The organism is Streptomyces sp. NBC_01217 (genome assembly GCF_035994185.1).
Classification (GTDB): Bacteria; Actinomycetota; Actinomycetes; order Streptomycetales; family Streptomycetaceae; genus Streptomyces.
In genome coordinates this window covers 5759067-5774754 of the sequence record NZ_CP108538.1, presented here as the reverse complement: position 1 = coordinate 5774754, position 15688 = coordinate 5759067, and the positions used below count along the sequence as shown (strand labels likewise).

Below are 15688 nucleotides of genomic sequence, written 5' to 3'. Positions count from 1 at the left end.
GGGGTACGGCTACGGTGCGCGGCAGGCAGGCAGGCACGACGACGAGGCGATGGGCGATGACGACGATGAAGATGTCCCGGGCGGTCGGAGCAGCTGCTGCCGCCGCCATCGGCCTCGCCCTGCTCACCGGCTGCGGCGGCGACGATGCCGCAACGGTCCCGGAGGGCTGGGGCAAGCTCGACACCAAGAGCCTCTCCGTCGGCTACCCGGAGGACAAGGGCTACAAGGAACAGCCCGCGGCCGGGCGCGCAGAGGCCAACGCCGCTGTCGCGCTGAAGGAGGAGGGCGGGCTGCGCACCGGCATGGTGTCCGTGCAGCTCGACTTCGCGACGGGCGTGGACGATGCCGGTGAGGCGGCGGCCGCCGCGGGCGCGGGCATCGGTCTCGGGGCGACCCGCAAGGAGACCTCGGACGTGCGGCTCGCGGGCGCGGAGAGTGCCCGTGACGCGCGCAGGATCGACTACGAGTTCACGTCGAGCGGCAAGGAGCAGACCCCGGCGCCGGGCACCCGGATGACGGGCGTCGTGGTGGCGGGCGTCGATTCGAAAGACGTGCCGTTCGCGGTCCGGATCAATGCGGTGAAGGGCTCGCTGAGCCGGCAGGATCTCGACGCGTTCGTCGAGTCGATCACGGTCAAGTAGCGGATCGGGGGCACGCGTTCATGCAGGTCCTGCCCGGCGGCACGGCCACGTTCCTGCTGCTGTTCGGTCTGTTCCTCGGCGCGTTCGCCATCCGGTCGGCGCTGCGGCTGATCCGTGTGCTGCGGCTGGCCCGGCACGGCGAGCACGCCGAGGGAAGGTGTGCGGACCGCCGGACGGTCGACCGGGGGCCGGGCATGGAGCGCGGTTACGCCACCGAGTACGTCTTCGCGTTCCGTACCCGCGACGGCCGCGACATCGAGTTCACCGACCACGCCCCGGGGCCGTTCGGCTTCGAGGTGGGGGCGCCGGTCCGGGTCAGCTACGACCCGGCGGACCCGGCAGAGCACGCGACGGTGGCGGGGCCGGGGGCATGGGGGCCGGTGGTGATGCCCGCGCTGTTCGCGGTCGTGCTGGGGGCGTTCGCGGCGGGGCTGCTGGTGGGGTTCGCGGCGATGCGGGGATGGCTCTGAGGGGGGCGGGCGTACGTGTGTCAGAGCTTGTCCCGGCCGAAGGGTTGCGGGAGGGGTTCCAGCGCCCCGGCCGCCCGCAGTTGCCTGTTGGTCTCGATGATCGTCTCGATGGCCGGGGACTGCGTACCACCGCGCGTCAGATCGATGACCAGTCCGCTGTGTGCGGTGCGCACGTACGTCCCCGGCAGCCCCTCGGGCGCGAGAGCGGCACGATTGGCGGAGAGGAAGACCGCCCGGCCGCAACGGGGGTCGGTGTTCCTCAGATCGAATTGGTCGGCCACCGCACGGTATTGAGGCTTGCTGTACACCTGACCGCCATCGATGTCCCAGACTTCCGCGAAGGCGCGCAGAATGTCCGGAGCACGCCGGATCACTTCCGCGGATTCATCCACCTCGCGTGACCGGAAGGCGAGGGAGACCGAGTTCGCCGCATAAAGGGACGTGCCGCCCGCGTGAATCGCCGACGTCGCTTGCGGCATCCCGGGGTTGCGCGCCCACAGGGACGATGTGTATCCGACCACGTCGAGGTCGGGCCCTGTGTTCTTCCGTTCGATGTACTCGGCCAGCGCGGGAACCGAAGGCTTCAGTACGGGATCGGACTCGATACCGCCCTCGGACTCGTGCCACGCGTCGAAGGTCGGGCCGTCGATGTCCTTGAGCCGGGTGAGGGTGTCGAACCAGCGCCCGGCGATTTCCTGCGGACCCTCTTCGCGAGGACCCCAGAGTCCATTGACGACCACGTACAGCACGAAACGCTCTCCTCAGCTTTCGGTCCCGCACTTCGCTGCCTGTTCGGCAATCAGCCGGTCACATCACCAGGGGTGTTGATCACCTTAACGTTGATACCCCTCAGTTCGAACATCTCCTCCGCCGCTTCGGCGACGTCCGGATCGGAGAGGTGCCATTCGACCGGCTTTCCCCGTGCCGCGTCCACTTGCCGAGTTGCCTGATCGGCCCAGCGGTTGGCGAGATCCGGTGTGAGTTCCCCGGTATCGGCGTTGTAGTAGTCCTTGCCCCTGTACCCGTATTTCGCTTCGAGGTACGTGCCGCGCGAGGCGTCCCAGCCGTCGAAGTCGACCGGCTTGCCCGTGAGCTTGTCCAGCGGCACCCGGTATTCCTTTCCACGGCCCACCTTGGAGATCTGCTCCTGATAGCGGGCGCCCATTTCCGTCGGATAGCTCCAGACGCCCGGCTTGATCTCCTGCCAGTTCCCCTCGCCGCCGTCCTTGGCCCCGGCCGGCGGGTCCTTCAGGTCCTTGTACCAGGCCGGTTTCGGAAGGTTCTGGGCGCGCTCCAGCTCCTGCTTCCGCTTGGCCGCGGCGGCCGCCTTCTTCGCCTCGTCGGCCAGCCTCTGGGCCTCGTCGGCCGCCGCCTTCTTCTCCGGGTCGACCTCGTCGCACTTTCCGGCGAGGAACCCGACGGGCACGGACGTGCGGGCCGCGGCCATGACTCCGGTGCCCGAGCCGGGCAGTCCCATGCCTGCGCCGCTGCCGTACGGGACTCGTACGTGGCCGCCCATGCCGACGGTGCAGCCCTTGAGGCCTGCCTCTTCGGCGGCGTCGTCGGCGTGCTGCTGCGCTTCCTTCGCGGCCTTCTCCGCGCCCGCGACATCGCCCGCCTTGGCAGCCTTCTTCGCCTTGGCCGCGGCCTCCGACGCCTTTTCGGCCACCTCGCCGAGCTTGCCGAGTTTCCCGAGCTTGCCCAGCTTTCCGAACTTGCCGACGAGCTTGGCCTCGCCGTAGCCGGGGATGAACAGGGAACCGATGTTCCAGAGGCCGGTGCCGATCGCCTGGCCCTCGTCGCCCCGGTTCCACATGTCGCGGACGTCGTCGCCGATGAACATGTCGTCCAGGACCTTCAGCCCGGTGCCGCCGGACGCCTTGGTCCAGTCCCAGACCGCACCGAGGTAGTCGCCGTCGGACCACTTGTCCCCGGCGCCCTTGGAGTCCTCGCTCCACTTGTCTCCGAGGCTCTTGCCGTAGTCCATCAGGCCGTTCCACGCCTTGATGGGGTGGATGACCGTGTCGAACGTGCCGGTGATGTCGCCCCACAGCCCGTCGCCGATCAGGCCCGTGAAGAAGCCGCCTGTCTGGTGTGCGGCGCAGGAGAAGAAGGCGCCGACGCCGGAGGTGCAGCTCTCGCCGGGCTTCTCGTCGCCGCCGTCGCCGCCGTCGTCCACGTCGTCGCCACCGTCCGGCTCGCCGGAGGTGTCCACGTCGTCACCGCCGTCGTCGACCTGGGTGACGGGGTCGCCTCCGCCGGAACCGGAACCGGAGCCCGAACCGCCCGCCGCATTGGAGCCACCGGCCGCACCCGCCCCTCCGGAATCCGTACCGCCGGAATCCGTACCGCCGGACGCGGCCGTCCCGCCCGAATCCGTACCACCGGACCCAACCGCGCCACCCGCGTCCGAGCCGCCCGCGTCCGAGCCGGACCCGCCGGATTCCGTACCACCGGACCCCGACGTCCCCGCGGACTGCCCCCCGTCCCCCGTCGCCACATCGCTCCCGGGCGCAGGGCACGCGCTGCCGGTCAGTTGGCAGATCGCGCTCCGCATCTCACCGGTCAGCTGGGCGCCGATCCCCGTGGCGACAAGTCCGCCGATGAGGGCCACGACCACCAGGATCATGCCCAGGTATTCCATCGCGGTCTGGCCGGCGTCGTCACGGCGCCACCTGATCATCCGCGCGATGCTGAACCGCCGGTGCGGCAACCGCTGTTCGATGGGAAGGTCGAACCACTCGCGCGAGCTGGGCCGAAGCAGCAGGACGACGACGGTGACGGGCATCACCAGCTGTGTCACGCCCCGCCCGCCGCCGTCCCCGCCGAGGGTCGCCAGCGCGCCGAGGATGAGCCAGACGTGGATGGCCAGGAGCCCGCGCCAGATCCAGATGCCGCCGGTCCGCAGATACAGCGAGAGCACGAACGCGGTCACGCTCGGCAGCGCCGCGTACAGCAGCAGCCCGAGCAACTGGCCGTCGACCTCATTGAGCGCCGACGCCACCGTCAGCACACCGGCACCGCCGAGGACCGCGGCCGCGAAGAGGACCCGGACGAGGATCAGCACCGCCTGCAACGGGCGCGGCAGCGGCCGCCGGCCCCGCCCGCGCCGCCACCGCCCACAACCGCAATTGCGCCTATGCCAGACACGACGAGTCCCCCAGCTTGCCGGTGTGCGGCCACAGTTCGGCCACTCCACGCATCCGACCACGACGACACCCTTCGGCGCATGGGCCTCAGGACCCAATGCAGGGCTCAAAGTCGCTGATTCCGCCGGAAGTTGCCGTGCCGGCTACCGGCTTGGGACCTCGCTCCCGAACAGCATCCACGGCGACTGGTCGTAGGAGGCGACTCCGGACAACTGCGGCTGCGTCGCGGCGATTTCATGCCGTACGGCGAGCGTGTCCGGCCAACTGTCGAAATAGGACGTGCCGTTGATGACGACACCGCTCCAGTCGGTCGCCGCGGAGGCCCCCTCCCGGTCGACCACGAAGCCGATGCAGAGCACGGAAGCCCGCCCTATGGCCTCCCGGATCGCCCGCGCGGCCACCTCCTGCTCATCCCGCGTCAGCCGCCCGAATCCGAATTCGAGCGCGACGACTCCGTCCGCCATCCGCCGGATGCGCGCGCGGACATCGGCCCCGCTGCTCAGCCACAGCAGGAAGTCGACCCTGTCGAGCCGCTGCAGACCGGCCAGGAGTACGAGTTGCTCCCTGGTCACCCACGAAGGAGTGCCCCGCGGGCCCGGCCCGGGGCCGAGGAGCGTGACCCGCCGCGTGGCGGGGTGCCTGAGCCGCAGTCCCGCCGCGTCGAGATCGCCGAAGAGCGACTCGGCGTCCGGGCGGCTCCAGCCGAGGTGGTACGAGTAGAAGAAACCGTCACTCATCGACACATCACTCCAAGAAGTGGTGGAGCGTGCAGATCCAGGTGCGTACGGGCTCACAATCGGTCGCGTACGAGCGTAATGAGCGCCGCCCGCCCGGGCTTGGGCCCACGGACCCAGGGGCGGGGCCCATTGGAACAACGCGATGGACAGGGGCCCGGCGATGGCAGATCATGTGCGTCGATGACACGCACCGATTCGCCTCCCGCATGGGACGAGCGCACCCAGTTGGCCACCTTCCTCGACTACGCCCGCGACACCGCACGCGCGAAGTGCGAGGGCATCTCGGCTCAGGACGCCCGCCGTGCCCCGCTGCCCGGATCGCCCCTGATGACGGTCTCCGGACTGATCAACCACCTCAGCTGGGTCGAGTACTTCTGGTTCGAGGTGGCCTTCCTCGGCCAGGAGGACGAGGGGCCGTGGACGGACGAGGACCCCGACCGTGAGATGCGCATCGCGGTGGACATGCCGCTCGCCGATGTGCTGTCGCAGTACGAGGAACGGACCACCCGCTATCGCGAACTGGTCGCCACGCACGACCTGGACACACCGGCCGAACGCCCGCACAAGGACGGCCGTCACCCCGATCTGCGGTGGATCGTCCTGCACCTGATCGAGGAGACCGCCCGGCACAACGGCCACCTCGACGTGATCCGGGAGCTCGTGGACGGCACCACGGGCACGTAGCGGCACCCGTCCGGACTACCCGATCGTGCCTAGGGCGGGTGTGATGCGTTCGGCGATCTGGTGGGTGAAGCTGACCGGGTGCCGGTCCGGCAGCACCTGGATCTCGCTGATGCCCAGGCCCGCGTACGCCTCCGCGTCGGCGAGGAAGGCGTCCGGCCTGGCCAGCACCGGGCCGTTGTACATCACGGTCTTCGCGATGGCGTCGTAGTCGCGGTCCTCCGCGTCGCAGTGCGCGCGCAGCACATCGAGCTTGTGGGCCACTTCGTCCTGGTCGGTGGCGAACAGATTGCAGGCGTCCGCGTACCGGGCGGCCAGGAGCAGGGTCTTCCTCTCTCCCCCGCCGCCGATCATGATCGGCGGGCGCTCACCGATCGGCTCGGGTACGCAGAGCGTCTCGGCGAGCTGGTAGTGACGGCCCCGGAACGGGCCGTTGTCGTCGCTCCACATCTGGAGGCAGATCAGGATCGTCTCCTCCAGCCGCTCGAACCGCTCGGCGACCGGAACGACCGGCACGCCGAGCCCGTACTGCTCCCGCTCGTACCAGGAGGCGCCGATGCCCAACCTGGCCCTGCCGCGCGACAGCACATCGAGGCTGGTGACGATCTTCGCCAACAGACCGGGGTGCCGATACATCACCCCCGTGACCATCAGGCCGAGCGTCATCCGCTCGCTCAGCGCCGCCACGTAGCCGAGCGTGGTGTACCCCTCCAGCATCGGCTCGTCGGCGACGGTCTGCCCGGTGTCCATCTGGAAGTAGTGGTCCATCACGGTGAACGACGAGATCCCCGCCTGTTCGGCGATCCGTACCGACTCCGCGAGCGTGGGCGCGATGAGCGCGGGGTCGGACGGTGTCGAGTAGTTCCAGTAGTGCAGGCCGAGCTTCACGACCGACCTCCGCGGGTCCAGGAACCGACAACCACTGTGCGTAGTCGATGACTACGCTACGCGGGGCCGGGGCCGTCGGCACTTCCGGTACGCCCGGCCGGGCGGTCCCCGCCCCCGCCCTCGTCCGGCAGGGCCTGCTCCACCCAGATGGTCTTGCCGGTGCGCGTGTAGCGCGTGCCCCACCGCTGCGCCATCTGGGCGACGATGAACAGGCCGCGGCCGCTCTCGTCGTCGGTGGCGGCATGGCGCAGATGGGGTGAGGTGTGCCCGGTGTCGGAGACCTCGCAGATAAGAGTCTGGTCGCGGATGAGCCGGACGTGGATCGGCCCGGCGGCGTAACGGATGGCGTTGGTGACCAGCTCGCTGACAATGAGTTCGGTGGTGAACGACAGCTCGTCCAGCCCCCATGTTCCGAGTTGCCCCAGGGCCAGGCCGCGGGCGCGGGCGACCACCTCCGGCTCCGCGGGCAGCTCCCACACGGCCACCTGGTGGACGTCGAGCATCCGTGTGCGTACGAGGAGCAGGACCGCGTCGTCGTTCGCCGGCCCCGGCACCATGGTCGCGACCGCGCGGTCACAGAGTTCTTGCAGGGGACGCCGGGACTGGACGAGGATGTCGGCGAGCACACCGAGTCCGACGTCGATGTCCTCACCGGCCGCCTGGACGAGGCCGTCGGTGAAGAAGGCGAGAAGGCTGCCCTGCGGCAGCTGGAATTCCGTGGCCTCGTAGGGCAGACCGCCCAGTCCCAGCGGGGGGCCCGACGGGAGCTCCGGATACGTGGCGACGCCGCTGTCCGGCAGGACGACCGCGGCCAGCGGATGGCCGGCCCGCACCATGCTGCACTGCCCCGACACCGGGTCGTACACCGCGTACAGGCACGTCACCCCCAGGGCTTCGTCCTCCCGGGGCCGCGCGCCGCCCGTGCCCTGAGCGGCCGCCTGCTCCGTGGCCGTCTGGCCGACCAGGTCGTCCAGGCGCGAGAGGAGCTCGTCCGGGGCGAGGTCGAGTCGGGCGAGGATGCGGACGCCGGAACGCAGGCGCCCCATGGTGGCGGCGGCGAGCAGTCCGTGGCCGATCACCTCCCCGACCACCAGGCCGACGCGCGTACCCGACAGCGGGATGACGTCGAACCAGTCACCGCCCACCCCGGACCGGCTGTCGGCGGGCACGTAGCGGCTCGCGATCTCGACGGCGGTCCGCTGCGGCAGCCGGTGGGGCAGCAGGTCGCGCTGAAGCCTGAGGGCCGCGGTGTGCTCGCGCGTGACGACCAGCATCAGTGCGACGCCGAGCAGCAGGAATCCGAGGCCGATGACGGTCACCCCACCCGTCCGTCCGATGAGCGGCAGGTCGATGAAGGTCGCGCCGTATTCGGGGTCGGCGTAGACGACGAAGGCGGCGTAGACGAAGAGGAAGAGCATCGTCAGCGCGCCCAGACCCGGCAGCAGGCCCTTGAACAGGAAGTCCCTGCGGCTGCGGGTGAGCACCCTGCGGAAGTACCAGACGCAGGCGAAGCCGGTGAGGCCGTAGTAGAAGGCGATCGCGAGGCCGACCGACCCGATGGAGTCGGCCAGGACGTCGCGGCTGATCACCGTCAGCAGGACGAAGAAGCCGATGGAGGCCAGACCCAGGCTGATGGTCGACCAGGTCGGGGTGAGGTATCTGCGGTGCACTCGGGCGAACCGGGACGGGATGGCCTTGTGCGCGGCCATGGAGAAGACGGTCCGGGCCATCGGGAGAATGGTGGTCTGGGTGGAGGCCACCGCGGAGGTCAGCACCATGAGGATCAGCAGCTTGGAAAGGGCGGGCCCGACGCCCTCGCTGCCGAAGACGGCATCGCCCAGGCCCGAGAGCACATCGGCCGCGTTCTCCTCGTTGCCCAGCCCGATTCCGGCGGATCCGACTCCGGCGAAGGCCTGTGCCGAGGTGGCGACCAGGGCGTAGAGGATCAGCAGGAGCATCACGGAGATGACGGCGGCGCGCCCGGGGATGCGCGTGCTGTCCGCGGTCTCCTCGTTGACCGTGACGGCGGTGTCCCAGCCCCAGTAGATGAAGACGGCGGCGAGGATGCCCGAGGTCAGCGCTTCGGCCGAGGGCACGCGGAAGGGGTTGAACCAGGAGACGGAGACATGGATCGACATCGCCGGATCGCTGGCGTAGACCCTGACCAGGGCGGCGACGGCGAACAGCATCAGTACGGCCACCTCGATGAACAGCAGCCAGCGCTGAACAGCGGCCGAGATCTCGATGCCGATGTAGCAGATCACGGTCATCACGGCGATCCAGACGACGCCTGCGACGGTGGTCCACACCCTGCTTTCCGTGAGTGAGTCGTAGCCCAGGAGCCGGAAGCCGTAGATGCCGGCGATCTCGGCGAGGTTCGACATCACGATGACGTCGGCGACGATGATGCCCCAGCCGCCCATCCAGCCGGTACGTGGACCGAAGGCACGGCTCGCCCAGGTGAAGGTGGTCCCGCAGTCGGCGTTGCTCGCGTTGAGTTCCTTGTAGGCGTACGCGATCAGCAGCATCGGGACGAAGGCCAGCATCGTGATGATCGGGGCCTGCGGGCCGACGGCCGCCACGATGAGGCCGAGCGTGGCCGCGAGGCTGTACGCCGGTGCGGTGGACGCCAGGCCGATGGCAACGGAGGACCACAGTCCCAGGGCACCGGACTTGAGCCCTTTCCTACCCGCGCCCGAGCCGAGCGCGAGCCGCGCGTCGGACGCAGCACGGCTACGGGAGAGCTTCACACCGGATACCAACCTCCTTGTTTGCCTTCGGATCACCATTTTCACCGCAGGCGGGGAGGCGTGCCACGGGAGACTCGGCTGGATGATCCACGCCGCTGCCCTGCAGGACCGGTGGTATGCCGGTGGCACTGGACCGCGCGGTGTCCTGCGGTGGGACACCGGCGGGGCCCGGGGGAGTATGGGGGTATCCACAGCTGCAAGGAGGCGCATGCGAAGGCCGGCGCATGCGAAGGCCGGCAGGAGGTCCCGCCTCGGTCGGCAGTTCGGAGGGAGTGCCCTGCATGGACGGTGCCGAATCCTTCCGGGCCGGCATGGCCGGCATCGGCAGGCTGTTCCCCGAGCGTTCGCTCCCGGGCGGGTTGCTGGATCTGCTGACCGTCGCCGCGGTGGTACTGGACGGCGACGGGCGGATCGTGTTCTGGAGCCCGCAGGCCGAGGAGCTGTTCGGCTACACCGCCCAGGAGGCTCTCGGCCGGTACGCGGCGCAGCTGATGGTGCACGAGGAGCACCTGGATCTGGTGGGCGGGCTGTTCGCCGAGGTGATGGAGACGGGCCAGAGCTGGGCCGGCGCCTTCCCCATCCGGCTCAAGGGCGGAGGCACCCGGCTGGTGGAGTTCCGCAACATGCGGCTGACGGACATCCTCGGAGACGTGTACGCCCTGGGCATCGCGATCGACCACGCCACCCTCCAGCAGGTCGAGACCGAGCTGGCGCTGTCCGAGCGGCTGGTGTCGCAGTCCCCGATCGGGCTCAAGGTCATGGACACCGATCTGCGGTACGTGACCGTCAACCCGGCCCTGGCCCGTATCAACGGCCTGCCCGCAGCCGACCACGTCGGCCGGACCGTCCATGACGCCCTGCCCTTCCTGGACACCAAAGCCATCGAATCCGTGATGCGCGATGTCCTGGCCACGGGAACGCCCGTCCTGGACCGGTACGTCGTCGGCCGCACCCTCGCCGACCCCCTTACGGAGCACGCCTGGTCCACCTCGTACTACCGGCTGGAGGACCGCGCCGGGCGGGTGCTCGGCGTGGCCGCCTCGATCGTGGACATCACCGAGCGGCACCGTGCGGCCACCGAGGCCGCGCGGGCCCGGCGGCGCCTCGCCCTCATCGCCAGAGCTTCCGCCTGTATCGGCACGACGCTGGAGGTGGAGCGGACCGCCCGGGAGCTGGCCGAGGCCACGGTGCCGGACCTCGCCGACGTGGTCGCGGTGGATGTGCTCGACTCCATCCTGGCCCTGCGCCGTTCGGCCGCGCCCGCGACCGGTCCGGAGCTCTTCCGCGCCCTCGCCGTCGTGGCCGCCTATCCCACCCCGGTCGCCGGTGCGGCCGACCGGCCCGGGGACCTGGCCGCTTATGGCGCCGACCGTCTGATCACGCAGTGCGTACACACGGGCCGGCCGGTGCTGGTGCCGCACGTGACCGATCAGGATCTGCCCCGTATCGCCCGTGACCCCGCTGCCGCCGCCGTTCTGGCCGAGGCCGGGGTCCACTCGTATCTCGCGGTCCCCCTGATCGCCCGCGGTGAGGTCCTCGGCGCCGTGGACCTCATCCGTGCCCGCAACCCGGTGCCCTTCGACGAGGACGACGCCACCCTGGCCGGTGAGCTCGCCGCGCGCGCCGCGGTGTGCATCGACAACGCGCGCTGGTTCCAGAGCGTGCGCAACATCGCGGTCACCCTCCAGCGCAGCCTCCTTCCGGACCACCCGCCGCGCCACGAGGGCCTGGACGTCGCCTCCCGTTACGAACCCGCGGGGGCCGCCAGCGAGGTCGGCGGGGACTGGTTCGATGTCATCGCCCTGGAAGGCGACAGGACCGCCCTGGTGGTGGGCGATGTGATGGGCAGCGGCATCGACGCCGCCGCGACCATGGGCCGCCTGCGCACGGCGACGTCCACGCTGGCCGATCTCGACCTGGACCCGGCACAGGTGCTCCAGCAGCTCGACAAGACCACCGCACGCCTGGAGCACTACATCGCGACCTGCGTCTACGCCGTCTACGACCCCCGCCGCGGGGAGTGCCGCATCGCCACGGCAGGACACATGCCTCCCGTTCTCGTACGCGTCGGCTGCCCCCCGGAACTGCTCGACCTGCCCACCTGCGTACCGCTGGGCGTGGGCGGTGTCCCCTTCGAGGCCAGCACCATCGAACTGGGGCAGGGCGATCTGCTCGTCCTCTACACCGACGGCCTGGTCGAAACCCGCGAACGCCCCATCGACGAGCGCCTGGACAAACTCCTCCAGCTGCTGGACGGCCCCCCGCGCCCCCTGGAGGAGACATGCGACCGGCTCCTGGGCGCACTGCGCGACCCGGAACACCACGACGACGTGGCACTGTTGGTCGCGCGCCCTCAGGCGGGATCCCGCTGAAGCCCGGGCGGGCCCGCGAACGTCCATGCACGGAACGCTCAACCTTGCCCCAATACACGTGATTTGCGGCTGACAAATCCTTGCCACGGCGAGGACTTGCCGTCAACATGCCTTCACGTCGGCGTCACCGGGCCGATAGACCCATGGCATGTTCTCCCCCTCTCAGACTTCCGCCTTGCGGCGCAGACGCTGGCAGCTGCTCTCGGCCGCCACCGCGGTGCCGCTGCTGGCGTCGGGGCTCGCAGTTCTGCAAGCACCCGCACAAGCCGCTCCGAGCAAACCCACCGTTCCCGCCAAGCCCTCGGCGACCCACAAGGTCACCCTGGTCACCGGCGACGTCGTCACGGTCACCACGATGGCCGACGGCAAACAGAGCGCCGACGTCGACCGGCCGGACAGCGCCGTCGGCGGCGTGAAAATCCAGGAGATCAAGGGTGACTTGTTCGTCATCCCGGACGAGGCGGTGCCACTGCTGGGCACGGACAAGCTGGACCGCCGGCTGTTCAACGTCACCGACCTGATCGAGATGGGCTACGACGACGCGAAGTCGGCCGCGGTGCCGCTGATCGCGACGTACGCCCAGTCGAAGTCCCGCTCGGCCGTCGAGCCGACGGCGCCCCGGGGCAGCAAGCTGACCCGCGAGCTCAAGGGCATCCGCGGTGCCGCGCTCAGCACCCAGAAGCAGCAGGCCCGCACCTTCTGGACCAGCGTCGCGCCGCAGGGCAGCGCGAAGTTGGGCGCGGGTGTGGCGAAGCTGTGGCTCGACGGCCGCGTGAAGGCCAACCTCAAGGAGAGCGTGCCGCTGATCGGCGCGCCCGAGGCCTGGGCGGCCGGCTACACCGGCAAGGGCGTCAAGGTCGCGGTGCTCGACACCGGTATCGACGTCAACCACCCCGACTTCGCCGGCCTGATCGACGGCACGACCAGCTTCGTGCCGGGTGAGGGCGTCACCGACGTCAACGGGCACGGCACGCATGTGGCCGGCACGATCGTCGGTTCGGGCGCCGCCTCCGGAGGCGACAACAAGGGTGTCGCCCCCGGCGCCGACCTGTTCGTCGGCAAGGTGCTCGGCGGCGCGGAGGGCTACGGCCAGGACTCCTGGGTCATGGCCGGCATGCAGTGGGCCGCCGAATCCGGTGCGGACGTCGTCAACATGAGCCTCGGCGACTCCTACCCGACGGACGGCAGCGACCCGATGTCGCAGACGGTCGACGCACTGTCCGAGCAGTACGGCACCCTGTTCGTCATAGCCGCCGGCAACGCGGGCCCGGAGAGCATCTCCGCCCCGGGTGCGGCCGCCGCGGCGCTGACCGTGGCCGCCACGGACAAGCAGGACCAGCTCGCGTCCTTCTCCAGCACCGGTCCGCTGGCCTACTCCGGCGGCATGAAGCCGGACATCGCGGCGCCCGGGGTGGACATCACCGCGGCCCGCTCGCAGGACATGACCGACGGTGGTGAGGGCCTCTACCGCACCCTCAGCGGCACCTCGATGGCCACCCCGCACGTGGTCGGCGCGGCGGCGATCCTGGCCCAGCAGCACCCGGACTGGACCGGCGCGCAGCTCAAGGAACACCTGATGAGCACCGCGAAGGGCCTGGACAACGGGTACTCGCCGTACGAGGTCGGCACCGGCCGTGTCGACGTGGCCGCCGCCGTGCGCACCACGGTCCGCGCCACCGGATCGCTCTTCTTCGGCAACTACACCTGGCCGCACGAGCCGAGCGACGTCGCCGTCAAGAAGGACCTGACCTTCACCAACACCGGTTCCACCGACGTCACGCTGAACCTGGCGCTGACCGACGACGGCGGCCCGTTCACGCTGGGAGCGGCCAAGGTGACCGTCCCGGCGGGCGGCACTGCCACCGTCCCGGTGACCGGTGACCCGCAAGCCGCATCGGCAGGCCGGCACGTCGGTTACGTGACAGCCACCGACGCGGCCACCGGGAAGCCGGTGACCCGCACGTCCGTGGCGCTGCTCAAGGAGGAGGAGCGCTACGACCTGAACATCAAGCTGGTCGGCCGGGACGGCAAGCCCGCCGCCGGCTGGGTCACGATCAACCTGGCCGGCGACTTCTGGCCGTGGAATGTCTACGTCGACGGCTCGACCACCATGCGCATGGCACCCGGCATGTACACCGTCGCGGCGTACGTCGACGTGGCGGGCGAGAAGGCGGACCGCTCGGGTCTGGCCGTGCTCGTCGACCCGGAGACCGTGCTCAAGGACCGTTCCATGGACGTGGTGCTGGACGCGAGCAAGGCACGCCTGCTGCGGACCGAGGCACCGCAGCGCACCGAGGACCGCCAGCGCAAGGTCGACTTCAACGTCCACTACAAGGGCCTCGACCCGTACACGGACTTCCGCAGCGCATACGTACTGCCGTCGACGTACGACGACGTCTACGTCGCGCCGACGGAGCAGATGAAGCAGGGCGAGTTCATGCTGGTCACCCGCTGGCGCAAGGGCGAGCCGCAGCTCGGCCTGAGCACCTCGGGCGGTCGGCTCGACTTCGAGGCGCTGGTGCAGGCGGGCAGCGCCCTGGGCACCACCACGGACAAGCTGGACGCCGTCTACGCGGGCAACGGCGCGGCGGCCGAGTACAAGAACGTCAGGGCCAAGGGCAAGGTCGTCGTCATCGAGCGCAGCGACGAGGTCTTGCCGCAGGAGCGCGCCGAGGCCGCGGCCGCGGCCGGTGCGAAGGCGCTGATCGTGGTCAACGACGGTGTCGGTGCCCTGATGGAGTACGTCGGCGAGTCGGCCATCCCGGTCGCCACCGTGCACCGCGACGCGGGCAGGACCCTCATCGCGATGGCCAAGGCCGGCAACGTGAAGCTGACCGCGAAGCAGACCGAGTACACGCCGTTCGTCTACGACCTGACCCGGGACTACCCCGGCCGGGTGCCGGACCGGGCCCTGGTCTACAAGCCGACCAAGGCCGACCTCGCCCGGATCGATGCCCGCTACTACTCGGCCACGGACGGCAAGTCGGCGGAGGGCTACCGGTCCGACTTCACCCTCAGCCCGTCGTTCAACTTCCCCGACGTCGAGTGGCACCCGGGCACCCGCACCGAATGGGTGACCCCGGGCCAGGTCTGGAGGGAGTTCCACACGCAGGGCGTCGACGAAGCCCTGCCGTGGTCGATGGTGTCGGGCGACAACACGTACGCCAGGGGCAGCGCCACCCGGCTGGACTGGTTCGCTCCGGCGACCCGGCCCGCCCAGAGCGAGTCCTTCGGTGTGTACAACTCCCGTTGGCAGAACTACATGACCTGGAACGTGCAGGCATGGGCCTCCGCCAGCGACAACATGCGGCTGGGCGGCTACCTGCCGTGGGGTGAGACGCCGTCCCATCTGCAGGTCTTCCAGGGCGACACGCTGATCCACGACAACCCGGTCAGCGGAGACATGCAGTGGGTGGAGGTGCCTGCGGGCAACCTGCCCTACCGCACCGTCCTCGACGTGGAACGGCCCGCTGACGTCTTCCGGCTGTCGACGCGCACCCACACCGAGTGGACGTTCATGTCCGACACCGTCGACTCGGACTTCTTCGAGCCGTTCTCGGTGCTGAACCTGGACTACAAGCTGGAGTCGGACCTGCACGGCGACATCAGGGCCGATGCGACCCAGAAGATCTCGCTCAAGCCGGTGTCGATGAACCTCGGCGCCGTGCCGGGCCATGTCACCAAGGTGAAGCTGGACGTCTCCTACGACGACGGCGCCACCTGGCAGAAGGTAACCCTGGGCAAGGGCGCCCACGGCTACTGGACGGGTTCGTTCAAGGCGGCCAAGAAGCGCGGCGGCTTCGTCTCGCTCCGCGCGAGCGCCGGGACGGACAGCGGCTTCAGCGTCAAGAACGAGATCATCCGGGCGTACGGCCTGCGATGAGCGGCACCGTCGGGCCCCGGGGAGGCGACTTGCCGGGGCCCTTCCCGTCACACCTGCTCCCAGCAGGAACTATTCAGGGCCTGCCACCATGGCGCATACTCTCCCCGCTGCGGCAAG

10 protein-coding genes are annotated in these 15688 nt (G+C 69.9%); 5 read left to right on the top strand and 5 right to left on the bottom strand.

Translation table 11 applies throughout. From position 1 onward, the window contains the following. Positions 1-65 precede the first annotated feature (65 nt). Both OG507_RS25985 and OG507_RS25980 read left to right on the top strand, forming a co-directional pair. Entirely contained in the window at positions 66-641 is a 576-nt protein-coding gene (locus OG507_RS25985) for a hypothetical protein (protein ID WP_327372091.1), read from the top strand. A 20-nt stretch (positions 642-661) separates the two neighbouring features. Next, a complete protein-coding gene (locus OG507_RS25980) occupies positions 662-1111 on the top strand; it encodes a DUF3592 domain-containing protein (RefSeq protein ID WP_327369580.1) in 450 nt (149 codons plus the stop codon). 20 nt (positions 1112-1131) lie between these two features. Here OG507_RS25980 and OG507_RS25975 read toward each other — a convergent pair whose 3' ends face one another. From OG507_RS25975 to OG507_RS25965, 3 genes are all read right to left on the bottom strand, one after another. Continuing rightward, positions 1132-1860, bottom strand: a complete 729-nt coding sequence (locus OG507_RS25975; protein WP_327369579.1) for an Imm52 family immunity protein — start codon at positions 1858-1860, stop codon at positions 1132-1134. Positions 1861-1910: 50 nt separating this feature from the next. Beyond that, positions 1911-4178, bottom strand: coding sequence for a Tox-REase-5 domain-containing protein (locus OG507_RS25970; RefSeq protein ID WP_327369578.1), 2268 nt, complete (start codon positions 4176-4178; stop codon positions 1911-1913). Positions 4179-4403: 225 nt separating this feature from the next. Next, on the bottom strand, positions 4404-4997 hold the full coding sequence (locus OG507_RS25965; protein ID WP_327369577.1) for a hypothetical protein: 594 nt from the start codon (positions 4995-4997) through the stop codon (positions 4404-4406). 180 nt (positions 4998-5177) lie between these two features. Here OG507_RS25965 and OG507_RS25960 point away from each other — a divergent pair, with 180 nt between their 5' ends. Further along, positions 5178-5681, top strand: a complete 504-nt coding sequence (locus tag OG507_RS25960; RefSeq protein WP_327369576.1) for a DinB family protein — start codon at positions 5178-5180, stop codon at positions 5679-5681. Between the two features lie 15 nt (positions 5682-5696). On the opposite strand, the gene OG507_RS25955 is transcribed toward OG507_RS25960, so the two are convergent. Together OG507_RS25955 and OG507_RS25950 are read right to left on the bottom strand one after the other, a co-directional pair. Beyond that, complete coding sequence (locus tag OG507_RS25955) at positions 5697-6566, bottom strand: LLM class F420-dependent oxidoreductase (RefSeq protein ID WP_327369575.1); 870 nt, start codon at positions 6564-6566, stop codon at positions 5697-5699. A gap of 56 nt (positions 6567-6622) precedes the next feature. Then, positions 6623-9316: a SpoIIE family protein phosphatase gene (locus tag OG507_RS25950; RefSeq protein WP_327369574.1), complete on the bottom strand. Its 2694-nt coding sequence runs from the start codon at positions 9314-9316 to the stop codon at positions 6623-6625. Between the two features lie 281 nt (positions 9317-9597). Between OG507_RS25950 and OG507_RS25945 the strand changes: the two genes are divergently transcribed. Continuing rightward, complete coding sequence (locus tag OG507_RS25945) at positions 9598-11688, top strand: SpoIIE family protein phosphatase (RefSeq protein WP_442811015.1); 2091 nt, start codon at positions 9598-9600, stop codon at positions 11686-11688. Between the two features lie 175 nt (positions 11689-11863). Beyond that, positions 11864-15571, top strand: a complete 3708-nt coding sequence (locus tag OG507_RS25940) for a S8 family peptidase (RefSeq protein ID WP_327369573.1) — start codon at positions 11864-11866, stop codon at positions 15569-15571. Positions 15572-15688 lie beyond the last annotated feature (117 nt).